We start from the raw sequence: 23,054 nt of genomic DNA, 5'->3' as shown, positions 1-23,054 counted from the left end.
GGATGACCACGCCCCAAGGGACGATCGAGACCGAGGCGACCATCGTGGTCGACGAGCACGAGGGCGGGTGGACGTACGTGCTGCTGCCCGGCTCGAAGGAGGCGATGGGCGTCGGCGGTGCCGTGCGCGTCGCGGGGACGGTCGACGCGGTGCCGATCGAGGCGACGCTCCTGCCGTTCGGCGGCGGCACCCACATGCTGCCGCTGAAGCGCGCCGTCGTCGCGGCGCTGGGCAAGGCGGCGGGCGACGAGATCGCGGTGCGGATCGCGCGGCGCGAGCGCGAGGCGGCCCGATGAGCGCGATCGCGATGACGCGCTCGGGCGACCGGATCGCGTTCGACCGGCTCGGCGAGGGCCCCGGCGTCGTGTTCGTCGCGGGGGCCGGCCCGTTCCGCGCGACCGACCCCACGACGACGCGCACGGCCGAGCTCGCCGCCCGGCAGGGGGTGCAGACCCTCGTCTTCGACCGGCTCGGCCGCGGCGAGAGCGCCGCCGAGGGTGACCTCACCCTCGAGCGGGAGCTCGACGCGATCGCCGCCGCGATCGACGCGGTGGGCGGTCGCGCGGTGCTCGTCGGCCACTCCTCCGGCTGCTCGATCGCCCTCGCTGCCGCCGACGCGGGGCTGCCCGTCACTGGGCTCGCGCTCTGGGAGGCGCCGATCGGGCAGTTCCGCGGGGGCGCGGCGCAGTTCGAGGCCGACTTCCTCGCGCACCTCGACGCCGGCGACCTCGAGGCCGCGCAGGTCGAGTACATGCGCGACATGCCGCCGGAGTTCCTCGAGCATGCGCGCGCCATGCCCGAGTGGCCGCAGATCGCCGCAGGCAGCCGCACCTACCGCGCCGATGCGCGCTCGCTCGCGTGGGCCGAGGAGGTGCCGCTCGCGGAGCGCCTGGCCGGCATCGCGGTGCCGGCGCTCGTCATGGTCGGCGCGCAGACCTTCCCCGGCATGCGCGAGACCGCCGACCGGCTCGCCGAGGCGCTGCCGCGCGCGACCTTCCGCGAGATGCCCGGCGCCATGCACGACTGGGAGCCGGCGCCCATGGCCGACGCCCTCGTGCGGCTCGCGCTCGAGGCCGCGCAGGGCTGACGCCCGCGCGTCTCCCCCACGGGGACCCGTTCCACCGAACGCGACCCGGTCTACCGGGTCCCGTTCGGTGCAACGGGTCGGGTTCGCGGGCGAGGGCGTCGGCGCGCGAGCCGCGCCGCGCTCAGCGCCGCCGCTTCGCCCGGCCGCGCGGCAGCAGCTCGACCGTCGGCAGGCGCGGGCTCGGCAGCGTCGTGCCCGAGCCGTCGTCCACCAGGCCGAAGCGCGGGCGCTCGCCCTCCGGCGCATCCCGCTCCGCCATCCACGCCTCGCGTGCCCGCTCGACCTCGGCGTGGTCGCGGCCGATGAAGTTCCAGAACATCACGAACTCCTCCTCGTGCGGCACGCCGCCGAGCAGGATCGCGATGCCCTCGCCGTCGCCCGCCGAGACGACGGCGGATGCGCGGCCCGGCTCGAGCACGCCGATCTCGCCGACGCCGATGGGCACGTCGTCGAGCGCGATCCCGGGCGTGAGCGCGAGCACCCCGTGCTCGAACGCGCCCTCGAGGGCGAGCGCCGCCTCGCCGCCGGCGGGGATGCGCAGCTCGGCGCCGAGCAGCGGCGAGTAGACGGGCGCGGCGCTCGCGGCGCCGGCGTAGCGGCCCGCGAAGACGCGCGCGACGGCGCCGCCCTCGAGCGGCACCTCCGGCACGGCGTCGAGACCGGCGAACGACGGGTCGACGCCCTGGTCGGCGAGCGGCAGCGCCGTCCACAGCTGCACCCCGTGCAGCACCGTCGTGTCGGGCGTCGAGTACTCGCTGTGCGCGATGCCGCGGCCCGCGGTCATGACGTTCACGCCGCCGGGCCGCACCGTGTGCTCGGCGCCCGTCGAGTCAGTGTGCGCGACGGCGCCGGAGACGAGCCACGAGACCGTCTGGAGCCCCGTGTGGGGGTGCGGCGGCACATCCATGCCCGGTCCGTCGGTCAGGTCGGCGGGGCCGAAGGAGTCGGCGAAGCACCACGCGCCGATCATGTGCCGGTGCTTGTTGGGCAGGCTGCGCAGCACGGGCAGCGCGCGGGGGCCGCCGAGCGGCACCTCGCGCGGCAGCAGCAGCTCGACGCCCGCCTCGCGCGCCTCGTCGATGCAGGACTGCTCGGCGCTCTCGACCAGCAGCGCCTCGTCGTTGCTCATGGCTCCACGCTAGCCCCGACCGCCGTCGGGCGACCCGCCAGCGCCTACGATCGAGGCATGACGACGCAGCCGCCCGGGTGGTACCCAGACCCCTACGCCGCCGCTCCCGGCGTGGAGCGCTGGTGGGACGGCGCGCAGTGGATCGCGCAGACGCGCGAGCCCGCCCCGGCCCCCACGTGGTCTCCCGCGCCGTGGCCGCAGCAGCCGGAGCAGCCGGCCGCCGCGGTCGAGCCGGCCGCCGCCACCTGGGGCGCGCGCCTCGCCGCCTACGTGCTCGACGGCATCCCCTTCGTCGTGCTCGCCTTCGTGCTGCTCGGCATGTTCGGCTACTTCGACATCATCGGCAGGCTCGCGGCCGGCGACGAGTCGGCGATGGTCGACCTCGAGGCGATGACGGCGCCCTTCAGCCCCGCCACGACCACGACCCTCGTCGTCGGCGCGATCGCGCACTTCCTCTACAACGTCGGCTTCCACATGCGGAAGGGCCAGACGCCCGGCAAGATGCTCCTCGGCATCCGCGTGCGCATGGCCGACCAGGACCGGCTGCCCGACGGCCGCGCGGCGAGCCTCCGCTGGGTCGTGCAGCAGGGCGGCCCGCAGCTGCTGAGCGGGGTGCCGGTGCTCGGCCTCCTCGCGGGGATGTTCAGCATCGCCGACCACCTGTGGCCGCTGTGGGACGGCCGCAGCCAGGCGCTGCACGACAAGGCCGCGCGCACGATCGTGGTGCGCGCCCGCTGACGGCGCGCGCCCGCGAGCGCTACGGGCGGGTCATCCCCAGCCAGTAGAACGACTGCGTGCCGAACGTGAGCGAGAAGCGGCCGTCCTCGGCGATCGTCGGGAACGCACCGCCGCCGAACAGGTCGTTGAGGCGCGAGCCGGCGAACTGCGGGGCGTCGACGGTCACGTGCACCGGGTTGTGGCTGAACGAGAACACGCACAGCACCTGCTCGGCGCGCGCGCCCGCGTAGGTGCCGTCGCCCTCGTACGTGCGCACGAACGCCAGCACGGCCTCGTTGTCGGTGTCGAGCACGGTGATGTCGCCCAGCCCGAAGACGGGGTGCGCGCGCCGCACGTGCAGCACCGAGCGCATCCAGTTGAGCAGGCTCGACGCCTGCGCCATCTGCGCCTCGACGTTGACCGACGAGTAGTGGTAGACGAGCGACTGCACGACCGGCAGGAAGAGCTTGCCCGGGTCGGCGTTCGAGAAGCCGGCGTTGCGGTCGGGCGTCCACTGCATGGGGGTGCGGGATGCGTCGCGGTCGTCGAGCCAGATGTTGTCGCCCATGCCGATCTCGTCGCCGTAGTAGAGGAACGGCGAGCCCGGCAGCGACAGCAGCAGGGCGTTGGCGAGCTCGAGCTCGGCGCGCGAGTTGTCGAGCAGCGACGCGAGGCGGCGGCGCACGCCGACGTTCGAGCGCATGCGCGGGTCGTAGGCGTACCAGCCGTACATCGCCTGGCGGTACTCCTCGCTCACCATCTCGAGCGTGAGCTCGTCGTGGTTGCGCAGGAAGACGCCCCAGGCGGAGCCCGGCGGCACGTCGACCTGCTCGGCGAGGATGCGCTTGAGCTCGACCGCGTTCTGCGCGCGCAGCGAGTAGAAGATGCGCGGCATGGTCGGGAAGTCGAACGCCATGTGGCACTCGGGCTCCTCGGCGGTGCCGAAGTACGCGGCGGTCTCGGCCGGCCACTGGTTGGCCTCGGCGATGAGCACGCGGCCCGGGTACTCGTCGTCGACGATGCGGCGCAGCTTCTTGACGTACTCGTGGGTCGCCGGCTCCGACTCGCCGTTGCCGTCCTCCGACTCGTAGAGGTAGGGGATCGCGTCGAGCCGGATGCCGTCGACGCCCAGGTCGAGCCAGAACCGCAGCGTGTCCTCGATCGCCTCGTGCACGGCCGGGTTCTCGAAGTTCAGGTCGGGCTGGTGCGAGAAGAAGCGGTGCCAGTAGAACTGCCGGCGCACCGAGTCGAACGCCCAGTTCGACTCCTCCGTGTCGACGAAGATGATGCGCACGTTCGGGTAGCCCTCGTCGGTGTCGCGCCACACGTAGAAGTCGCCGTAGGGGCCCTCGGGGTCCTCGCGGGAGGCGAGGAACCACGGGTGCTGGTCCGAGGTGTGGTTGATCGGCAGGTCGATCATCACGCGCATGTTGCGGGCGTGCGCCTCGGCGACGAAGTGGCCGAAGTCGTCGATCGTGCCGTACTCGGGCAGCACCGCCTTGTAGTCGCTCACGTCGTAGCCGCCGTCCTTGAGCGGCGACTGGAAGAACGGGGGCACCCAGATGCCGTCGACGCCGAGCCACTGCAGGTAGTCGAGCTTCGACGTCAGCCCTTGGAAGTCGCCGAAGCCGTCGCCGTTGGAGTCGACGAACGAGCGCACCATCACCTCGTAGAAGACGCTCTTGCGGTGCCAGTCGCGGTCGAGCGCGAGGCCGGGCGCATGCCCTCCGATGATGGGCATCGGCGACGTGAAGGTGTTCGAGAAGCTCACGGACGCTCCTTGGGTGCGGCGGATGCGGGGGTCGTGCGGGCGATCGGAGACCACGCTACCGAGGTCGCGCTCCCAGGGTCGATCAGGGAGGCGGCGCCGTGGATCCGCGCACGACGAGCACGGGCGCGTAGTTGGTGTGGCTGCGGTCGGGCTCGGCCTCCGGCTCGCCGAGCGCCGAGATGATCCAGGCGACGACGTCCTCGCCGTGCTGGGCCGGGTCCTGCCGGATGGTCGTGAGCCCGAAGGCGGTCGCGGCGGGCACGTCGTCGACGCCGATGACGCTCAGCTCCTCCGGCACGCGCACTCCCAGCTGGTGCGCGGCGAGCAGCACGCCGAGCGCGACCTCGTCGGTGCCGGCGACGATCCCGGTGGGGCGGTCGGCGCGCGCGAGGATGCCGCGCGCGGCGGCGTGGGCGGCCTCGAGCGTCGTCGGCACGGTCTGCACCGGGCGCATCCGCAGCCCGTGGCGGGCCGAGACGAGCTCGAACGCGCGCTTGCGGCGGTCGGAGGAGGAGGCGTCGAACGGCTGCACCTCGGTCTCGCTCGCGAGGTGCAGCAGGTCGGTGTGGCCGAGCCGCACGAGGTGCTCGGCCGCCTGCTCGCCGGCGGCGTCGTCGTCGAGGCTGAAGGAGCGGGAGTGGGGCGTGGGCTCGCCGACCGTCGCGACGGGGATGCCGAGCTCGGCCAGGCGCGTCAGGTCGCCGCCGACGAGGCTCCAGGTGATGGTGACGAGCCCGTCGACCTCCCCGCGCAGCATGAAGCGCTCGAACTTCTCGTGCCCGCCGCGCCCGAAGGCGCCGAGGTCGTAGAGCAGCACGTCGTGCTCGTGCCGGTCGGCGGCGTGCGCGATGCCGTGCAGCACGCTGCCGAAGTACCAGCGGTCGACGGATGGCGTGAGCACGCCGATCGTGCGGGTCACGCCCGTCGCGAGGCGGCGGGCGGCGCCGCTCGCGCGGAAGCCGAGGTCGGCGGCGGTGCGCTGCACCTTCTCGCGCGTGGCGGGGGAGACCCCGTCGGCGCCGGAGAGGGCGCGGGACGCGGTGGCCTTCGAGACCCCGGCGGCGCGGGCGACGTCGTCGAGCCGGGGCATCGCGCCTCCTCGCGCCGGGCGGCGGGCCGCCTCCTCCATCGAACGGAACCGGTTCCGAGCGTAGCGCCGACATGGGCGGGCGTCCACGTGTCCCCCAAGGTCGATCGTTGCCGAATCGCAACATTGTTCTCCATGGCGGGCGGGGGTGCCGTGCGCTAGCGTCACTTGCAATGGAACCGGTTCCGGTTCCGCACGGCGCCGTGCTCCGTTCGCGGCTCGTGTCCCAGGCACTTGAACCGAACGAAGGAGTTCACGTGAAGCACGCACGCAGGATGGCGCTGCCGCTCGGCATCGTCGGCGTCGCCGCACTCGCCCTCACGGGCTGCGTCGGCGACGCAGAGCCCGGCGCCTCCGAGGAGCCCGGCGGCACGGCAGCGCCCGCAGAGGGCTGCGAGGACTACGCCGACTACGGCACCTTCGAGGGCGCCGAGGTCAACATCTACGGCACGATCCTCGACGAGGAGGCCAACCGCCTCAACGAGTCGTGGGCCGACTTCTCGGAGTGCACCGGCATCGAGGTCGTCTACGAGGGCTCCGCCGAGTTCGAGGCGCAGATCAACGTCCGCGTCCAGGGCGGCAACCCGCCCGACCTCGCGATCTTCCCGCAGCCGGGCCTCCTGGCCTCGGTCGCCGGCACCGGCAGCGTGCTGCCCGCGCCGGAGAGCGTGGTCGCGAACGCGCAGGAGTTCTGGACCGAGGACTGGCAGAACTACGGCACGGTCGACGGCACGTTCTACGCCGCGCCGCTGATGGCGAGCGTCAAGGGCTTCGTCTGGTACTCGCCGTCGGTCTGGGAGGAGAACGGCTGGGAGGTGCCGACGACGCTCGACGAGCTCGACGAGCTGACCGCCACGATCGCCGAGTCCGAGGTCACCCCCTGGTGCGTGGGCTTCGGCTCGGGCGAGGCCACGGGCTGGCCGGGCACCGACTGGGTCGAGGACTACGTGCTCCGCACCGCGGGCCCGGATGTCTACGACCAGTGGATCACGCACGAGATCCCGTTCGACTCGCCGGAGATCGTCGAGGCGATGGACCGCGTCGGCGACCTCATCAAGAACCCCGACTACGTCAACGGCGGCATCGGCGACGTCTCGACCATCGCGACGACCGACTTCGGCGAGGCCGGCCTGCCGGTGCTCGACGGCGAGTGCGCCATGCACCACCAGGCCTCGTTCTACGAGGGCTTCTGGGGCGAGGGCGTGACGGTGGCCGAGGACGGCGACGTCTGGGGCTTCATCCTCCCGGGCACCGAGGCCGACGCGGCCGCGGTCACGGGCGGCGGTGAGTTCGTCGGCGCATTCAGCGACGCCGAGGAGGTCGTGGCCGTGCAGACGTACCTGTCGAGCGACCTGTGGGCCAACAACCGCGTCTCGCTGGGCGGCGTCATCTCCGCCAACAGCGGCCTCGACCCGGCCAACGCCGGCAGCGACCTGCTGCAGTCGGCGGTCGAGACGCTGCAGGACCCGAACACCACGTTCCGGTTCGACGGCTCCGACCTGATGCCGGGCGCCGTGGGCTCTGGCACCTTCTGGACCGGGATGGTCGACTGGGTCTCGGGCGCCGACACGGAGTCCGTGCTCGCCCAGATCGAGTCCAGCTGGCCGTAACGGAAGAGCTGATGCCCGGTGTGGGGGCCGCGCTCGCGGCCCCCACACCCGCATCCGGAGGTGACGCATGAGCACGATGGATCTCATCGGCAAGGTGATGCAGGCGCTCGTGGGCCTGGCGGCGTTCGGCGTCGTCATGGCGCTGCTGCTGGCGTTCCTGGATCGCCCGGAGGACAAGCCGCGCATGGCCAGCTGGGGCGCGGCGATCAAGCAGGGGCTGCGCCCCCGCGTGATCCTGATCGCGGCGTTCGCGCTCATCGCGGTCCTGGCCCGCGTGCTCTACGGCGCCGTGCCGTGGATGACGCAGGAGCTGACGAACGCGGCCATCCTGGTCGGCGTCGCCGGCATCGCCGTCGTCGTCCTGCAGTGGCTGCTCGACCGCCTCCTGCAGCCGGCGGCACCGCGCGTGCGCAGCGCCGTCATGCGGCTGCTCGGCGCGGCGCTCGTCATCGCGCTCGTCATCCTCGCCCAGATGGCCGAGAGCATCCCCGCGCTCGACTGGGTCACGCCCGCGCTCGTGCTCGCGGCGCCCATCGTCGGCTGGCCGCTCGCGGCCGCGCTGCTGGCGACGGCGGCCATCGCGTTCCTCCCCGATCGCATCCGCCGCCACGTGCGGCTCATCGCCTGGCTCGTCGCCGCGGTCGCCGTCGTGGCCGTCGCGTTCGTGCTCGAGCAGGGCCGCGAGCAGCCGATCGGCGTCTGGCCGTGGGCCGCCGCCGCGGCGCTCAGCATCGTCGGCGTGCTCGGCTACCTCGCCGACCAGCACGACGACTCGAAGCCGATGCTCGTGTTCCTCATGCCGGCGGCGCTGCTGCTCACGGTCGGCCTCGTCTACCCGGCGATCCGCACGACCGTCCTCGCGTTCACCGACGCGAGCGGCACGTTCAACGGCATCGAGAACTTCGTCTGGATGTTCACGCAGCCCGAGGCGCTCGTGACGCTCGGCAACACCATCGTGTGGGTCATCCTCGTGCCGCTGCTGTCGACTGCGATCGGCCTCGCCTACGCGGTGTTCATCGACAAGAGCCGCGGCGAGCGCGTCTACAAGATGCTCGTGTTCATGCCGATGGCCATCTCCATGGTCGGCGCGAGCATCATCTGGCGCTTCATGTACGCCTACCGCGGCCCCGAGCAGGAGCAGATCGGCCTCGTCAACCAGGTCATCGTGTGGTTCGGCGGCGAGCCGCAGCAGATCCTGCAGAACAGCCCGTGGAACACGCTCGCGCTCATCGTCGTGATGATCTGGATCCAGACCGGCTTCGCCATGGTCGTGCTCTCGGCCGCCATCAAGGGCGTGCCGACCGAGCAGCTCGAGGCGGCCGAGATCGACGGCGCCAACCCGTGGCAGCGCTTCGCCAACGTCACGGTGCCCGGCATCCGCACCTCGCTCGTCGTGGTCGTGACGACCATCTCGATCGCGACGCTCAAGGTGTTCGACATCGTCCGCACCATGACCGCGGGCAACTTCAACACCTCCGTCGTCGCGAACGAGATGTACACGCAGGCGTTCCGATCCGGCGAGCCGGGTCGAGGCGCGGCACTGGCGCTGATCCTGTTCATCATGGTGCTGCCGGTGGTCGTCTACAACATCCGCGTCCTGAACCAGCAGAAGGCGATCCGATGAGCTCCGTTGCCGTGACCCCTGACCCCGAGATCACCCCGAAGTCGGCGGATGCGTCGCTCGGCGGCACGACGCGGGCCGACCGCGTCAAGCGCAGGCTCACGAGCCCGGGCGCGACCATCGCGGCGCTCATCATCGCCGTCATCTGGACCATCCCGACGTTCGGCCTGCTGCTGTCGTCGTTCCGGCCCGCGGGGCAGATCGCGACGACCGGCTGGTGGACGTTCTTCGGCGACCCGCAGCTGACGCTCGCGAACTACGGCGAGGTGCTCTTCTCGGGCTCGGCGTCGTCGCCGCAGCTGGGCGAGTACTTCGTCAACTCGCTCGCGATCGCGATCCCGGGCACGATCATCCCGCTCGTGCTCGCGGCGCTCGCGGCCTACGCCTTCGCGTGGGTGAGGTTCAAGGGCTCGTCGACCCTCTTCGTCGTGGTCTTCGCGCTGCAGATCGTGCCGCTGCAGATGGCGCTCATCCCGTTGCTGCAGCTGTTCGTGACCTTCCTGCAGCCGTTCCAGGACGCGCTGCACGAGGCGGTGCCGTTCATCAGCGAGCGCCAGTTCCTGCCGGTCTGGATCGCGCACGCGATCTTCGGCCTGCCGCTGGCGATCTTCCTGCTGCACAACTTCATCTCGGCGATCCCCGCCGACGTCATCGAGGCCGCGCGCGTCGACGGCGCAGGGCACGGGCAGATCTTCTTCCGCATCATCCTGCCGCTCGCGACGCCGGCGATCGCGTCGTTCGCGATCTTCCAGTTCCTGTGGGTCTGGAACGACCTGCTGGTCGCGCTCGTGTTCTCCTCCGGCACACCGGACACCGCGCCGCTCACGCAACGATTGGCCGAGCTCGCGGGCTCCCGAGGCGAGAACTGGGAGCGGCTCACCGCCGGCGCGTTCGTGTCGCTCGTCGTGCCGCTGCTCGTGTTCTTCGGCCTCCAGCGGTACTTCGTCAGGGGCCTGCTCGCGGGGTCTGCGAAGGGTTGAGCGCGCGGGGCGCAATGCGGCACCGCCGCGTTGCGCCCGGAGCGCTCAAGGTCGAGTAGCCGGGCGCAGCCCGGCGTACCGAGACCTGCTGCACGCAGGTCGATGCTGCGCAGCGGGCGGTGCCGCCCCCGCGATACCCTGGACCCGGTGTGCCGGGAAGCCTGGTCGGCGTCCCGCTGAGCGAACCGGCTCGGCGGTGCCGAGAGGAGCGCCATGCAGCCCACCCCGCCCATCCGCCGCCGCGAGCGGCTCGCGCAGAGCCTGCGCCTCGAGACCACGAGCGGCGCGCTGCTGCTCGTCGCCGCCGCGGTCGCCCTCATCTGGGCGAACTCCCCGTGGCGCGACTCGTACGCCGCGCTCATGGAGACGACCGTGGGGCCGGCGGCGCTGCACCTCGACCTGAGCGTCGCCACCTGGGCGGCCGACGGGCTGCTCGCGATCTTCTTCTTCGTCGTCGGCGTCGAGCTGAAGCACGAGATCGTCGCCGGGAGCCTGCGCAACCCCCGGCAGGCGGCGGTGCCCGTGCTCGCCGCGGTCGGCGGCATGGCGCTGCCGGCGCTCGTCTACGTCGGCATCGTGCTCGCCGCCGGCGACCCCGAGGCGCTCACCGGCTGGGCGATCCCGGCGGCGACCGACATCGCATTCGCGCTCGCGGTGCTGGCGATCTTCGGGCGCGGCCTGCCGACGGGCCTGCGCACCTTCCTGCTCACGCTCGCGGTGGTCGACGACCTGCTCGCGATCGTCGTGATCGCGATCTTCTACACGGCGGGCGTGCAGCTGCTCGCGCTGCTCGGCGCGCTGCTCGCGGTCGCCGTCTTCGCCCTGGTGGTGCGCACGCGCTGGGCGCGCTGGTGGCTGCTCATCCCCGTCGCGCTCGTCGCGTGGTGGCTCATGCACGAGTCGGGCGTGCACGCGACGATCGCCGGCGTGCTGCTCGGCGCGGTCGTGCCCGCGAAGCCCGTGCTGGGGGAGTCGGAGACCCGCACGCACCGCTTCGAGGCGGCGGTGCGCCCGTGGTCGACCGCGATCGCGCTGCCGATCTTCGCGTTCTGCTCGGCGGGCGTCTCGGTCGCCGACGGCGGCGGCTTCGCCGAGCTCGCCGCGCAGCCGGTGCTGCTCGCGGTCGCGGCGGGCCTCGTGATCGGCAAGCTCATCGGGGTGCTGGGCGTCACGGCCATCGTCACGCGCGTCACGCCGCTGCGGCTGCCCGACGGCATCGGCCTGCGCGACCTGCTGCCGGTGGCGCTGCTCACCGGCATCGGGTTCACCGTCTCGCTGCTCATCACCGAGCTCTCGTTCGACGACGCGGCGCGCACCGACGCGGCGAAGCTCGCGGTGCTCATCGGCTCCGGCCTCGCCGCGGTGCTCGCGGCGCCGCTGCTGCGCTGGGATGCGAAGCAGGCACGCAGCGCCGACATGAACGAGGACGGCGTCGCCGACGCGCCCCAGGAGCGCATCGGCGGCTGAGCCCGGCTACCGCGCCGCGAGCGCGCGGTGCACCGGCACGACCGCGGCCGCGCTCCACGCCTGCGGGCGGCACGACGCCGGGTAGGCGACCGGGGTCGCCGCCTCGTCGGCGCCGAACCCGGCGAACAGCTCGGGCAGCCGCCCATCGAAGGCGTCGGCCGTGCGCACGAGCTGCGCCGAGAGCGTCCGGGCCTCGGCCGTGAGGCCGGCCCGGAGCATCCCCTCGATCACGACGCCCGTGTCGTGCGGCCACACCGAGCCGCAGTGGTACGACAGCGGCCAGTAGCCGCCCTCGTCGGAGGCCATGGTGCGCAGGCCCCAGCCCGACGCGAAGCGCTCGTCGACGAGCAGGCGCGCGACCGCGGCCTCCTCCTCGGCCGACAGGAGCGAGGTGCCGAGCAGCTGCCCCATGTTCGACGTCTTCGCGTCGACCGGGGTGCCCGAGCCGTCGAGGGCGATCGCGGGGAACCGCTCGCCGCCCCGCTCGACCCAGAACGCCGCGCGGAACCGCTCGCGCATCCGCTCTGCCCAGCCGCGCCACTCCTGCGCGCCCGCGGCATCGCCGAGCGCCTCGAGCAGCGCCGCGCCGCCCTCGGCGGCCTGGCACGCCTGCGCCTGCACCTCGCACAGCGCGATCGGCCCGTCGGCGATGCGGCCGTCGGCGAAGCGGATCGAGTCGCCGGAGTCCTTCCAGCCCTGGTTCGCGAGGCCCGTGCCGGTCTCGTCGATGTACTTCAGGAAGCCGGAGCCGTCGGGGCTGCCGTGGTCGCGCAGCCAGCCGAGCGCCGCCTCGAGCGCCGGACGGAGCTCCTGCACGACATCGAGCGGCAGGCCGGCCTGCCAGGCCTCGTGCAGCAGCACGATCCAGAGCGGGGTCGCGTCGATGGTGCCGTAGTAGACCGGCGGCAGCGAGATGCCCTCGCCCGGCATCGTGAACGTCGACTGCCGGATCTCGTGCAGGATCTTGCCCGGCTGCTCGGCCGTCGTCGCGTCGGTCGTGGTGCCCTGCCGGGCGGCGAGCGTGCGGAGCGTGCCCTCGGCGACCTCGAGCGAGAGGGGCAGCAGCATCCGCGCGGTGATGAGCGTGTCGCGGCCGAAGAGGGTCATGAACCACGGCGCGCCGGCGGCCGCGAACGGCCCCTGGCCGGCGTCGAGCAGCAGCGCCTGCAGATCCTCGAGCGCCCGGGCAGCCCAGCGGGCGAGCGCGGCGTCGCCGCTCGGCGGCAGCTGCCCGAGCGGGGCGGCGGATGCGGCGCCCACGACCGTCGTCGGGTCGGCCAGGCGCAGCTCGAGCACCGCCTCAGCCGCGCCGGCCGCGGGCACGTGCAGCCGCCACCTCGCGACCACCCGGTCGCCGTCGCGCGCGAGCTCGGCGCCGGGCGCTGCGATCGCGAGGGTGCGGGTGCCGTCGGTCGCCTCGAGGCCCGTCTGCGTCTCGCGCCACGTGAGCGCGACCGGTCGGGGCGCGCCGGACTTCACCGACGAGAGCTCGGCGAAGGAGGCGTCGACCGCGAGCTCGACCTCGGCCTCGACCGGGTGGGCGAGCCCATCGGCGATGCGCACCCGCTCGACGAGCGCGCCCGGGGCGACCTCGCGCCTCCGCTCGACGAGCACGCGCGGGTCGGGGGTGTCGTCGTCGATCGCGCGCGCGACGCCGTGAAACGAGGCCCGGTCGGCCGACCGCGCGGTGCCGGTCGCCTCGATGGGCTCGCCCGCGACGCGCAGCGCGAGCCCGTGCACGTAGCGCCAGTCGCCGTGGAAGATGCCATGGATGGCGGCGCCGCCGAGGTCGCCCGCAGCGTCGGACCACGCCTGCGTGGGCGCCGTCAGCACCACCAGCGCGTCGTTGAGCAGCGGCTGCCTGCCGTGCGTCGGAGCAGCGGTGTCGTCGCGCATGTGCGCCTCCCGGTCGGGGTTCCCATCGGACGGGGCATACGCTACCGTCACAGTTGGAACGATCCAATACTGGATCTCCGGTTCGTCACGAAGGAGTGGGGATGGCACCGACGCTCGCCGACGTCGCCGCGCACGCCGGCGTGTCGGTGCAGACCGTCTCCAACGCGCTGAACAACCCCGCGCTCCTCAAGCAGGCCACCCTCGACCGCGTGCTCGCCGCCGTGCAGGCGCTCGGCTACGCGCCCAACCTGCAGGCCCGGCGCCTGCGGCAGCGCACCGTCGCCACGATCGGCCTGCGGATCGAGCCCGTCGCCGACAACATCGCCTCGTCGCTGCTCGACCGCTTCCTGCACGAGCTCACGTTCCGCGCCGACGCCGAGGGGCAGCACGTCGTGCTCTTCACCGCCGCGACCGACGAGGAGGAGGTCGAGAAGATCCGCGAGCTCGCTGGCCAGCGGGTCGCCGACCGCTTCCTCCTGACCGGCACCCACGCCGGCGACGCCCGCGTGCCCGCGCTGCTCGCGGCGGGGATGCGCTTCGTCGCCTTCGGCCGGCCGTGGGGGCCCGCGCCCGAGCACTCGTGGGTCGACGTCGACGGCGCCGCCGGCACCCGCGCGGCCACCGAGGCGCTCCTCGACGCCGGTCTCACCCGCATCGGCTTCATCGGCTGGCCCCCCGGCAGCGGCTCGGGCGACGACCGCCGGTCCGGTTGGGCGGCGGCGATGCGCGCGGGCCTCGGGCTCGACGACGGCGAGCTCGACGCGCTCACCGCGCGCTGCGCCGACCGGCTCGACGAGGCCGTCGGCGCGGCCGCCGCGCTCCTCGAGCGCGGCGTCGACGCGCTCGTGTGCGCCTCGGACTCGCTCGCGACCGGCGCCATCGGCGCCGCCGCGCAGAGCGGCCGCAGCCTGCCGATCATCGGCTTCGACAACACCTCGCTCGCCGCCGGCATCGGCTTCCCGAGCATCGACCAGAGCCTCGACGAGGTCGCCGCGGCGGCCCTCGCGGCCCTCGACGCCGAGCCCGGCGCCGTCACCACGATCGTCCGGCCGCGCCTCATCCGGCGCAGCCACGACCGGTGGGGGATCCCCTCCGCCGCTGACCGGGGACAGTCCCCCACCTGAAAGGAACCACCATGCGACACAGCAAGCTGGGCAGCGTCGCCCTCGCCGGCGCGCTCGCCCTCGCCCTGGCCTCCTGCTCGGGAGGCGGCGGCGACGCCGGTGCCACGGACGGCGCGGAGGCGCCAGCCGCCGAGAGCCTCACCATGCTCATCGGCTCCTCCGGCGACGCCGAGACGGCAGCCGTGCAGGCCGCCGCCGACGCGTGGGCCGCGGAGTCGGGCACCGACGTCGAGGTCATCGCCGCATCCGACCTCAACCAGGAGCTCGCGCAGGGCTTCGCGGGCGACTCGGCCCCCGATGTCTTCTACATGGGCTGGGACCAGTTCCAGACCTATGCGAGCGACGACTACCTCGAGCCGTACGCGATGGACCTCGAGAACGCGGGCGAGTTCTACCCGGCGCTCGTCGAGGCCTTCTCCTACGAGGGGGAGTTCGTGTGCGCGCCGAAGGACTTCTCGACGCTCGGCCTCGTCATCAACACCCAGCTGTGGGCGGATGCGGGCCTGACCGACGCCGACATCCCGACCGACTGGGAGTCGCTGCAGGCGGCTGCCGAGGCGCTGACGACCGGCGACACGGTCGGCCTGTCGATGGGCCCGGAGTACGCCAGGCTCGGCGTCTTCATGGAGCAGGCCGGCGGCGGCCTCATGGACGGCGACACCATCACGGCGAACTCGCCCGAGAACGTCGAGGCGCTCGAGTACGTGCAGGGCCTGCTCGAGGCCGGCTCGCTCAAGTGGCCGGCAGACCTCAACGCCGGCTGGGGCGGCGAGGCCTTCGGCACCGTCGCGGCCGCGATGGTGATCGAGGGCCCGTGGATCCGCGGCGCGCTCGAGAACGACTTCCCGGACGTCGAGTTCGAGGTCGTCGAGCTGCCCGAGGGACCGGCGGGGCCGGGGACGTTCACGTTCTCGAACTGCTGGGGCATCCCCGAGGGCCAGGAGACCGCCGAGACCGCGCAGGAGCTCGTCGCGTTCCTCACGAGCGACGAGCAGCAGCTCGAGTTCTCCGAGGCGTTCGGCGTGATCCCGTCGACCGAGTCGGCCGCGGCGACCTACGCCGAGACCTACCCGGAGAACGCGGCCTTCGTGGCCGGCGCCGACTACGCCGTCAGCCCCGTCGCCTTCGCGGGCGCCGCCGACGTGACGAGCGAGTTCAACAACGCCATCACCACCCTCCAGGGTGCTGACGCGCAGGCGGTGCTCGACCAGGTGCAGTCGCAGCTGGAGGCGGCCTACCAGGCGTCGCAGGGCTGATGAGCGCCCCCGCCGTCGCTCCCGCGCCGCGCAAGCGGCGCGGGAGCACGCGCGGCGGCGAGACCGCCGCCGGCTGGCTGTTCACGCTGCCCGCGATCATCATCGTCGGCGTCTTCCTCGTCGCGCCGATCGCGCTCGCGCTGTGGGTGTCGTTCACCGACTGGAACGGCCGCAACTCGCCGCTGTTCAACGAGAACGTCGAGGTCGTCGGGCTCGACAACTACGCCGCGATCACGACCGACCAGACCCTCACGCGCGAGCTCTTCGGCCGCTCGATCCGCAACAACGTCTTCTACGTGCTGCTCGTCGTGCCGCTGCAGACCGCGCTCGCGCTGTTCCTCGCCGTGCAGGTGAACCGGCGGATGCTCAAGGCCAAGGGCTTCTTCCGCACCGCGTTCTACTTCCCCTCCGTCACCTCGTCGATCGCGATCACGGGCGTGTTCCTGTTCCTCTTCGCCGCGACCGGCGTCGTGAACCGCGTGCTCGCCTGGTTCTCCATCAACGGGCCCAACTGGTTCGCCGACCCGCGGGGCGTCATCCACCTGCTGCTCGGCCGCGTCGGCCTGACCGGGCCGCCACCCGGCTGGTCCGATCCCGGGTTCCTCGGCGTGACCGCGTGGGACTGGATCGCGGGCCCGTCGGTCGCGCAGTGCGTGCTCATCACGCTCGCCGTGTTCACGACCTCCGGCACCTTCATGCTGCTCTTCCTCGCCGGGCTGCAGAACATCGGCGCCGAGGTCGGGGAGGCCGCGGTGATGGACGGCGCCGGACCCATCCGCACGTTCTTCTCCGTCACGCTGCCGATGCTGAAGCCGACGCTCTTCACCGTGCTGACGCTCGGCCTCATCGGCACCTGGCAGGTGTTCGATCAGGTCTACCTGACGCGCGGCACGCCCGCGGCGCCGACGCTGACGAGCCCCGCCTACCTCGCCTTCAACCAGGCGTTCGAGAACAACGAGCCCGGCATCGCCGCGGCGATCGCGTTCGTGCTGTTCCTCATCATCATCCTGATGACCCTCATCCAGCGCTGGGTGCTCGCCGACCGCGACACCACCGGCATGGGGCGGAAGCGGCGCAAGGGCGACGACGCCGAGGGCGACCGCCCGCTCGCCGAGGGCGCGATCCGGCTCGATGCCGGTCCCCAGGGAGGAGGTGGTCTCACGTGAAGGAGCGCGTCTCCGCCGGCCTGATCATCGGCTACGTCATCCTCGTCGTGCTGGCGCTGCTGTACATCTACCCGTTCATCATCGCCGTGAGCGGATCGTTCAAGACGGATGCCGAGGCGAACGCCGACCCGATGGCGCTCATCCCGCAGACGTTCACGTTCGCCGCCTACGAGCGCCTGTTCACGGGCACCGACCTGCCGCGGTGGGCCGCGAACTCGGCCTTCATCACGGTGGTCGTGACCGTCTTCCGGGTGTTCTTCGACTCGCTCGCGGGCTACGCGCTGTCGCGGCTGCGGTTCCGGGGCAGGAACACGATCTTCGCGCTGTTCATCGCGGTGCTCGCGGTGCCGTCGGTCGTGCTGATGATCCCCCGGTTCCTCGTCATCAAGGAGCTCGGGCTCTACGACACGTACGGCGGCATGATCCTGCCGCTGCTGTCGACGGCGGCCGGCATCTTCATCATGAAGCAGTTCTTCGACTCGATCCCGGTGTCGATCGAGGAGGCGGCCCGCATCGACGGCGCGGGCATCTTCCGCACGTTCTGGTCGGTGACGCTGCCGATGGCGATGCCGGCGCTCATCACGCTGACGATCCTGTCGTTCCAGGGGTCGTGGAACGAGTTCTCGCACTTCGTGATCTCGCGGCAGAGCCCCGAGCTGCACACGCTGACCACCGGTGTCGGCTCGCTCGTGTCGGGGCAGCTGGGCTCGGGCACGCAGTTCCCGCTCAAGCTCGCGGCGGCGGTGCTCATGACCATCCCGGTCGCCGTGATGTTCTTCATCTTCCAGAAGCGCATCATGTCGACGACGGAGGGCGGCGAGAAGGGTTGACGCCGGAGGGCGCAATGGCGGCCGAGCCGCCGTTGCGCCCGCAGGCGTCAAGGTCGAGGAGCGCGCGGCGAAGCCGCACGCGTCACGAGACCTCGTTCCGCACCCTAGAGCTCAGGCGGCGAGCGATCCGGCTCCACGAGCCGCAGGTACGCGTGCTCGCGGCGCACGGCGCCGCCGGCCGCGACGCGCTGCGCACGCGCCGGCTCGGCGTCGCGCGCGGGCTCCGGCGCGCTCGGCGCGAGCGGCGTGAGCGCGTGCAGGTGCCGCTCGACCGCGATCGGCCCGACCGCGCTCGCGGCGCGCGCGGTGAGCGCCTGGTGCACCGGCACCACGGCTGCCGCGCTCCACGCCTGGGGCGAGCACGCCCCGGGGACGGGGATCGGCGCGGCGGTGTCGTCGAGCCCGTAGCCGGCGTACAGCTGCGGCATCCGGCCCTGGAACGCATCCGCCGCCCGCTCGAGCTGCTCGGCCAGTGCCGCGGCCTCCGCGCCGAGCCCCGCGCGCAGCAGGCCCTCGATCGCGACGGCCGTGTCGTGCGGCCAGATCGCGCCGCAGTGCTGGGACATCGGCCAGTAGCCGCCCGCGTCGGTCGCCATCGTGCGGAGGCCGAAGCCCGACGAGAGCCGCGGGTCGAGCAGCAGGCGGGCCACCTCGCGCTCCTCCTCGGCCGACAGCAGCGTCGTGCCGATGAGCTGCCCGATGTCGCTCGTGAGCGCGTCGACCTGGGCACCCGAGGCCTCGAGCGCGAGGGCCGGGAAGCGCTCGCGGCCGTGCTCGACCCAGAAGGCCGCGCGGAAGCGCTCCCGCAGCCGCTCAGCCCAGCCGCGCCACCGCTCGCCGCCGTCGCCGAGCGCGTCGAGCAGGTCGGCTGCGCCGACCGCGGCACGCACCGCGAGCCCCTGCACCTGGGCGACCGCGAGCGAGCCGGTCGCGATGCCGCCGTCGGCGAAGCGCATGGCGTCGGGGGAGTCCTTCCAGGCCTTGTTCGCGAGGCCCGTGCCCGACTCCTCGGGGTAGCTGAGGAACCCGTCGCCCGTGCGCTTGTCGAGCCACCAGAGCGCCGCGTGCAGCGAGGGGCGCAGCTCGCGCACCGCCTGGAGCGGCAGCCCCGCCCGCCAGGCGTCGTGCAGCAGCACGATCCACAGCGGCGTCGCGTCGATGGAGCCGAAGTAGACCGGCGGCAGCTCGACGCCCATCCAGGGCAGCTCGATGGAGTCCTGCCGCAGCTCGTGCAGGATGCGGCCGGGCTCCTCGCCGGTGGCGGGGTCGGTGCGCACGCCCTGCCGGGCGGCGAGCGTGCGCAGCGTGCCCTCGGCGAGGTCGGTGCCGAGCGGCAGCAGCAGCCGTGAGGCGATGAGCGCGTCGCGCGCGACCATCGTCACGTGCCAGGGGGCGCCCGCGGCGGGGAACGCGCCGTGGCCGGCGTCGAGCAGGAGGTCCTCGAGGTCGGTCACGGCGCGCTCGGCCCACCGGTCGAGGGCGGCCCGGCCGGTCGGTCGCACGCCCGCGCACGGCGCGGGGCAGGGCGTGCCGGTCACCGCGAGCGTCGGGTCGTCGAGCTCGAGCTCGAGCGCGAAGCCCGCCCAGTCGTCGGGCAGCACCACGCTGTGGCGCGAGGCGATGACGCGGCTGCCCTCGACGCGCAGCTCGCCGCCGCGGCTCGTGCAGCGCAACACCCGGGTGCCGTCGGTGGCGATCGCGACGCCGTCCTCGATGCGGATGCGCAGCTCGACCGGGCGCGGATCCCCGGCGCGCACCGTCCACATCGGCGCGAGCTCGACGTCGCAGACGAGCTCGACCGCGGCGTTGACGGGCACGTCGCGGCCGTTGACGATCGTCACCCGCTCGACGACCGCGCCCGGCGCGACCTCGCGCATCCGCTCGACCATGACGCGAGCCGCCGGGGCGCGCGCGTCGAGGTCGCGGGCGACGGCGTGGAAGACGACCCAGTCGGCCTCGTCTGCGGTGGTGATGTGCTCGACGGGCGCGCCGTCGACGAGCAGCTCGACGCCCCGCACGTAGCGCCAGTCGCCGTGGTAGACGCCGTGGGCGGTGCTGCCGCCCATCGTGCCGTCGCGGTGCGACCAGACCTGCGTGGGAGCAGAGAGCGCCACGAGCTCGGTGTGGAGGAGCGGCGGTCTCCCGACACCCCTGCTCTGCTCGTGACACATGGGCTTCCGATCGCTGTGCGGTGCGGCTGGCCCAAAACTATTCCTGTTGCAGAACAGCGTCCCGCAAGGCGCCCTCAGCCTTGGCGCACGAGTGCCGCAGGCCGTGCGCGTCTGCTGAGCGGCATCGCCGCCGAGGCGCTAGGGGGTCGGCCGGCGCGCGTCGTAGGCGAGGAACGAGCGCTGCGCGCGCGTCACGACGGCGATGAGCACGACGATGAGGATGCCGCCGAGCAGCGGCGGCGCCCAGAGCGCCACGAGCGTGGTGGCGAGGCCCGCGTAGAGGTCGCCGATGCGCGGGCCGCCGGTGACGACGACGGTGAACAGCCCCTGCGTGCGGCCGCGCATGTCGTCGGGCGCGGCGGTGAGCATCATGGTCGAGCGGAAGATGGCGCTGATCTCGTCGCTCGCGCCCATGCCGGCCATCGCGATCGCGGCGACGGCGAGCGCCGGCCACGACACCTGCGGCCACTCGGCGGCGACCGGCCCGCCCCAGCCGAGCGCCATGGCGAGGATGACGGCGCCGAGCAGCAGCACGAACGCGCCGTAGACGGTGATGGCCCGCGCGACCGCGACGCCGTGGCGGTGGATGTGCGCGACCGGGCCCGAGAAGAGGCTCGCGAGCAGCGTGCCCATGGCGGCCGCGGCGGTGAGGGCGCCGACGGTGACGGGGCCGCCGCCGATGGCGACGGCGCCGATCGCGGGCAGCAGCGCGTAGGGCCGGCCGAACGTCATCGCGATGATGTCGACGACGAACGACATGCGGATGTTGGGTGCCTGGCGCAGGAAGCGGTAGCCGTCGCGCAGCGACGCGAGGCCCGGCTTCGCGACCGCGCCGAGCGGGGGCAGGCGGGGCAGGCCGAGCACGCCGAGGAAGCCGGCGGTGAAGAGCGCCGCGTCGATCGCGAACGTGATCGGCAGACCGACGGTCGCGACGAGCACGCCGGCGGCCGCGGGGCCCAGCGTCAGCATGGTGCCCATCGCGATGCCGTTGAGCGCGGCCGCGCGCGAGAGGAGGTGCGCGGGCAGGATGCGCGGGGTGACGGCGCTGCGCGTCGCCCCGGAGATGGTCGCGGCGACGGTGTTGATCGTCGTGAGCACGTAGAACGGCCACACCGGTGCGCGGCCGCCCTCGGCGACGAGCGCGGCGTCCCACGTCGAGAGCGCGACGAGGCCGAGCACCGCGGCCCAGCCGGTGAGGCTCGAGGCGATGAGCAGGGAGCGCCGGTCGAAGGCGTCGGCGAGCATGCCGCCCCACAGGCCTGCGACGACCATGGGCAGCAGCGCGATGCCGCCGACCAGGGCGACCATCATCGTGCTCGCGGTCATGTCGAAGATCTGCAGGCCGACGGCGACGACCGTCATCTGCGCGCCGATGCCGCTGATCGCGTTGCCGATCCAGAGCCTGGCGAAGGCGGGCGAGGCGCGGAGCGGCGCGAGGTCGACGAAGCGGCGGCGTGGTGCAGGGCTGTCGACGGTCTCGACGGGCCCGGTGATGGGCGTCGCGGGCAGGATGCCGTGCGCGCCGGAGGCCGGCTCGCCGCCGGACTCGAAGGGTTCGGTCACCTCTGGCCGTGACGCGTGACCGGGCCCCGGGACGGGCTCGCTCACGCGGATCCCTGCCGGGGTCCGGGACGGACCCCGGCGCTGGGGTCGCGGTCGAGGCCCGAAAGGGCCTCGACCCTCAGCTCCACCGCGCGCTCACGCGACGTCGTCGATGCCGTACAGCGCCTGGATCGCGGCGAGGAAGTCGTCGTGCCTGCCCTCGGCGGCGAGCTCGCGCGCCCGCACGGTGGGCTTGTGCAGCAGCACGCCCGCGAAGTGGCGCAGCGCCTGCTCGGCGAGGCGCCGCTCCTCCTCGGTGCCACGCTTGGCGATGCGGGCGAGCTCCGCGTCCATCGCGCCCTGCACGTGCTCGCGCAGCGCCGCGATCGCGGGGCCGAGCTGCCGCTCGGCGGTGCCGCGCTCGAAGCGCGCGGCGGCCTTCCGCACGAGGTGGCGGGCGTCCTCGGTGGCGGTGAGGTGCTCGAGCGGCGCGTGCAGGCGGATCGTCTCGAGGTCGAGCACCTCGACGCCGTGCACGGTCGCGACGTCGGGGTCGACGTTGCGGGGCATGCCCATGTCGATCACGAGCTGCGAGGCGCGGCCGTGGTCGACCGGGCACTCGGCGCCGGGGCCCGCGTGCAGCGGGCAGCCCTCGGCGGTGGGGTCGAGCGCGACGGGGCAGGTGGATGCGTCGTGCGGCTGCACGGCGGAGCCGGGGAAGGCGTGGGTCGCGGCGAGCCGCTCGCGGCCGGCCCGGAGCAGCGCGGCGTCGACCACGTGGTGGTCGGCGCTCGTGCACGTGACGATGACGTCGGCCGTCGCGGCGGCGAGCGGGGCGTCGCGCGGGTCGACGTAGCCGATCGCGTGGCTGCGGGCGAAGCCGGCGCCGCGGTCGGAGGGGCTCCAGACCTCGATGTGCTGGGCGCCGCGGCGGCGCAGCTCGGCGAGCGAGACGCCCGCGAAGCGGCCGGTGCCGACGAGCAGCACGCGCGCGCCGGTGAAGTCGACGCGGGCGCTCGCGAGGTCGAGCGCGAGGCGCACGATCGAGCGGCCGGCCTCGCCGATGCCGGTGCGGTTCTTGATGCCGCGCTGCGTCTCGGACGCGCGCTGGAAGAGGCGCTCGAGGCTCGGGGAGGTCGTGCCGGCGTCCTGCGCCGACTGCAGCGCGCGGCGCACCTGGCCGGCGATCTCGCCCTCGCCGACGACGACCGACTCGAGGCCGGCGGCGACGGCGAACAGGTGCTCGGCGGCGCGGCCCTCGACGAGCGGCTCGAGGGTCTCGGGATGGTGGAACCCGAGCGCATCCGCCGCGGCCGTCTGGGCGATGCCCGGCGCCTCGTCCCGGTCGGCGTCGACGTCGAGGTACACCTCGAAGCGGTTGCAGGTGGAGACGACGATCGCGCCCTCGATCGACGGGTGCGAGGCGAAGGAGGTGGGCAGCTGCGCGGCGTCTGCCGACGACAGGGCCTCGAGGGCTGTGAAGTCGGCGTTCTTGTGACTCGCCGTCAGGCAGATGAGCACCCGACCATCCTACCGCGTCCCCCAGCCCGCCCCGTCGGCGGCGGGCGAGCGCCCCCAGCGCGGAGGTGGGACAATGGAT

General features: G+C 73.3%; 18 protein-coding genes. 11 read left to right on the top strand and 7 right to left on the bottom strand.

Going from position 1 to position 23,054, the window contains the following annotated elements:
• Positions 1-2: 2 nt before the first annotated feature.
• On the top strand, positions 3-296 hold the full coding sequence (locus MU522_RS04475; RefSeq protein ID WP_146354679.1) for a DUF1905 domain-containing protein: 294 nt from the start codon (positions 3-5) through the stop codon (positions 294-296).
• Positions 293-1,087: an alpha/beta hydrolase gene (locus tag MU522_RS04470; protein WP_246992789.1), complete on the top strand. Its 795-nt coding sequence runs from the start codon at positions 293-295 to the stop codon at positions 1,085-1,087. The genes MU522_RS04475 and MU522_RS04470 overlap by 4 nt, the downstream gene beginning before the upstream one ends.
• A 121-nt stretch (positions 1,088-1,208) precedes the next feature.
• Here MU522_RS04470 and MU522_RS04465 read toward each other — a convergent pair whose 3' ends face one another.
• A complete protein-coding gene (locus MU522_RS04465; RefSeq protein WP_246992787.1) occupies positions 1,209-2,216 on the bottom strand; it encodes a pirin family protein in 1,008 nt (335 codons plus the stop codon).
• Positions 2,217-2,273: 57 nt separating this feature from the next.
• On the opposite strand from MU522_RS04465, the gene MU522_RS04460 reads away from it, so the two are divergent.
• Complete coding sequence (locus MU522_RS04460; protein ID WP_246992785.1) at positions 2,274-2,954, top strand: RDD family protein; 681 nt, start codon at positions 2,274-2,276, stop codon at positions 2,952-2,954.
• A 19-nt stretch (positions 2,955-2,973) separates the two neighbouring features.
• On the opposite strand, the gene treS is transcribed toward MU522_RS04460, so the two are convergent.
• Both treS and MU522_RS04450 read right to left on the bottom strand, forming a co-directional pair.
• Positions 2,974-4,674 (bottom strand): maltose alpha-D-glucosyltransferase, encoded by a 1,701-nt coding sequence (treS, locus tag MU522_RS04455; protein WP_146355312.1) that lies wholly within the window; start codon positions 4,672-4,674, stop codon positions 2,974-2,976.
• A gap of 112 nt (positions 4,675-4,786) precedes the next feature.
• Positions 4,787-5,794, bottom strand: a complete 1,008-nt coding sequence (locus MU522_RS04450; RefSeq protein WP_246992783.1) for a LacI family DNA-binding transcriptional regulator — start codon at positions 5,792-5,794, stop codon at positions 4,787-4,789.
• 272 nt (positions 5,795-6,066) lie between these two features.
• Here MU522_RS04450 and MU522_RS04445 point away from each other — a divergent pair, with 272 nt between their 5' ends.
• The 4 genes from MU522_RS04445 to nhaA all read left to right on the top strand — a co-directional run bounded on the left by MU522_RS04445 (position 6,067) and on the right by nhaA (position 11,469).
• Positions 6,067-7,401 (top strand): ABC transporter substrate-binding protein, encoded by a 1,335-nt coding sequence (locus MU522_RS04445; protein ID WP_146355314.1) that lies wholly within the window; start codon positions 6,067-6,069, stop codon positions 7,399-7,401.
• Between the two features lie 730 nt (positions 7,402-8,131).
• On the top strand, positions 8,132-9,025 hold the full coding sequence (locus MU522_RS04440; RefSeq protein ID WP_246993442.1) for a sugar ABC transporter permease: 894 nt from the start codon (positions 8,132-8,134) through the stop codon (positions 9,023-9,025).
• A 29-nt stretch (positions 9,026-9,054) separates the two neighbouring features.
• The gene (locus MU522_RS04435) at positions 9,055-10,002 is read left to right on the top strand and encodes a carbohydrate ABC transporter permease (protein WP_246993440.1); all 948 of its coding nucleotides are present in this window, start codon (positions 9,055-9,057) and stop codon (positions 10,000-10,002) included.
• Positions 10,003-10,215: 213 nt separating this feature from the next.
• On the top strand, positions 10,216-11,469 hold the full coding sequence (gene nhaA, locus MU522_RS04430; protein WP_246992781.1) for a Na+/H+ antiporter NhaA: 1,254 nt from the start codon (positions 10,216-10,218) through the stop codon (positions 11,467-11,469).
• 6 nt (positions 11,470-11,475) lie between these two features.
• On the opposite strand, the gene MU522_RS04425 is transcribed toward nhaA, so the two are convergent.
• Entirely contained in the window at positions 11,476-13,365 is a 1,890-nt protein-coding gene (locus MU522_RS04425) for a glycogen debranching N-terminal domain-containing protein (protein ID WP_246992779.1), read from the bottom strand.
• A gap of 101 nt (positions 13,366-13,466) precedes the next feature.
• Here MU522_RS04425 and MU522_RS04420 point away from each other — a divergent pair, with 101 nt between their 5' ends.
• The 4 genes from MU522_RS04420 to MU522_RS04405 are packed head-to-tail and all read left to right on the top strand — an operon-like array spanning position 13,467 to position 17,741.
• Entirely contained in the window at positions 13,467-14,489 is a 1,023-nt protein-coding gene (locus MU522_RS04420) for a LacI family DNA-binding transcriptional regulator (protein ID WP_246992777.1), read from the top strand.
• Between the two features lie 11 nt (positions 14,490-14,500).
• The gene (locus tag MU522_RS04415; protein ID WP_246992775.1) at positions 14,501-15,745 is read left to right on the top strand and encodes an extracellular solute-binding protein; all 1,245 of its coding nucleotides are present in this window, start codon (positions 14,501-14,503) and stop codon (positions 15,743-15,745) included.
• Complete coding sequence (locus MU522_RS04410) at positions 15,745-16,911, top strand: sugar ABC transporter permease (RefSeq protein WP_246992773.1); 1,167 nt, start codon at positions 15,745-15,747, stop codon at positions 16,909-16,911. Before MU522_RS04415 ends, MU522_RS04410 begins: the two co-directional genes overlap by 1 nt.
• Positions 16,908-17,741 carry a carbohydrate ABC transporter permease gene (locus tag MU522_RS04405; RefSeq protein WP_246992771.1) on the top strand — a complete coding sequence of 278 codons (834 nt, stop codon included), beginning with the start codon at positions 16,908-16,910 and terminating at the stop codon, positions 17,739-17,741. The genes MU522_RS04410 and MU522_RS04405 overlap by 4 nt, the downstream gene beginning before the upstream one ends.
• Positions 17,742-17,845: 104 nt before the next feature.
• Here the strand turns inward: MU522_RS04405 and MU522_RS04400 are convergent, their stop codons facing one another.
• The 3 genes from MU522_RS04400 to MU522_RS04390 all read right to left on the bottom strand — a co-directional run bounded on the left by MU522_RS04400 (position 17,846) and on the right by MU522_RS04390 (position 22,975).
• On the bottom strand, positions 17,846-19,855 hold the full coding sequence (locus MU522_RS04400) for a glycogen debranching N-terminal domain-containing protein (protein ID WP_246992769.1): 2,010 nt from the start codon (positions 19,853-19,855) through the stop codon (positions 17,846-17,848).
• A 195-nt stretch (positions 19,856-20,050) separates the two neighbouring features.
• Positions 20,051-21,475, bottom strand: a complete 1,425-nt coding sequence (locus MU522_RS04395) for an MFS transporter (RefSeq protein WP_246992767.1) — start codon at positions 21,473-21,475, stop codon at positions 20,051-20,053.
• Between the two features lie 135 nt (positions 21,476-21,610).
• A complete protein-coding gene (locus MU522_RS04390) occupies positions 21,611-22,975 on the bottom strand; it encodes a glutamyl-tRNA reductase (RefSeq protein ID WP_246992765.1) in 1,365 nt (454 codons plus the stop codon).
• Between the last annotated feature and the right edge of the window lie 79 nt (positions 22,976-23,054).

Origin of the sequence: Agrococcus sp. SCSIO52902, from assembly GCF_022983135.1 — a bacterium.
GTDB lineage: Bacteria > Actinomycetota > Actinomycetes > Actinomycetales > Microbacteriaceae > Agrococcus > Agrococcus sediminis.
The sequence above is the reverse complement of the archived record's forward strand: the minus strand, read 5'-3'. Positions and strand labels throughout refer to the sequence as shown.

Excerpts from the sequence above, each read along its gene's own strand:
- MU522_RS04475 (WP_146354679.1), top strand. The coding sequence starts at position 3 with ATGACCACGCCCCAAGGGACGATCGAGACCGAGGCGACCATCGTGGTC.
- MU522_RS04470 (WP_246992789.1), top strand. The coding sequence starts at position 293 with ATGAGCGCGATCGCGATGACGCGCTCGGGCGACCGGATCGCGTTCGAC.
- MU522_RS04465 (WP_246992787.1), bottom strand. The coding sequence starts at position 2,216 with ATGAGCAACGACGAGGCGCTGCTGGTCGAGAGCGCCGAGCAGTCCTGC.
- MU522_RS04460 (WP_246992785.1), top strand. The coding sequence starts at position 2,274 with ATGACGACGCAGCCGCCCGGGTGGTACCCAGACCCCTACGCCGCCGCT.
- treS (WP_146355312.1), bottom strand. The coding sequence starts at position 4,674 with ATGCCCATCATCGGAGGGCATGCGCCCGGCCTCGCGCTCGACCGCGAC.
- MU522_RS04450 (WP_246992783.1), bottom strand. The coding sequence starts at position 5,794 with ATGCCCCGGCTCGACGACGTCGCCCGCGCCGCCGGGGTCTCGAAGGCC.
- MU522_RS04445 (WP_146355314.1), top strand. The coding sequence starts at position 6,067 with ATGGCGCTGCCGCTCGGCATCGTCGGCGTCGCCGCACTCGCCCTCACG.
- nhaA (WP_246992781.1), top strand. The coding sequence starts at position 10,216 with ATGCAGCCCACCCCGCCCATCCGCCGCCGCGAGCGGCTCGCGCAGAGC.
- MU522_RS04425 (WP_246992779.1), bottom strand. The coding sequence starts at position 13,365 with ATGCGCGACGACACCGCTGCTCCGACGCACGGCAGGCAGCCGCTGCTC.
- MU522_RS04420 (WP_246992777.1), top strand. The coding sequence starts at position 13,467 with ATGGCACCGACGCTCGCCGACGTCGCCGCGCACGCCGGCGTGTCGGTG.
- MU522_RS04415 (WP_246992775.1), top strand. The coding sequence starts at position 14,501 with ATGCGACACAGCAAGCTGGGCAGCGTCGCCCTCGCCGGCGCGCTCGCC.
- MU522_RS04410 (WP_246992773.1), top strand. The coding sequence starts at position 15,745 with ATGAGCGCCCCCGCCGTCGCTCCCGCGCCGCGCAAGCGGCGCGGGAGC.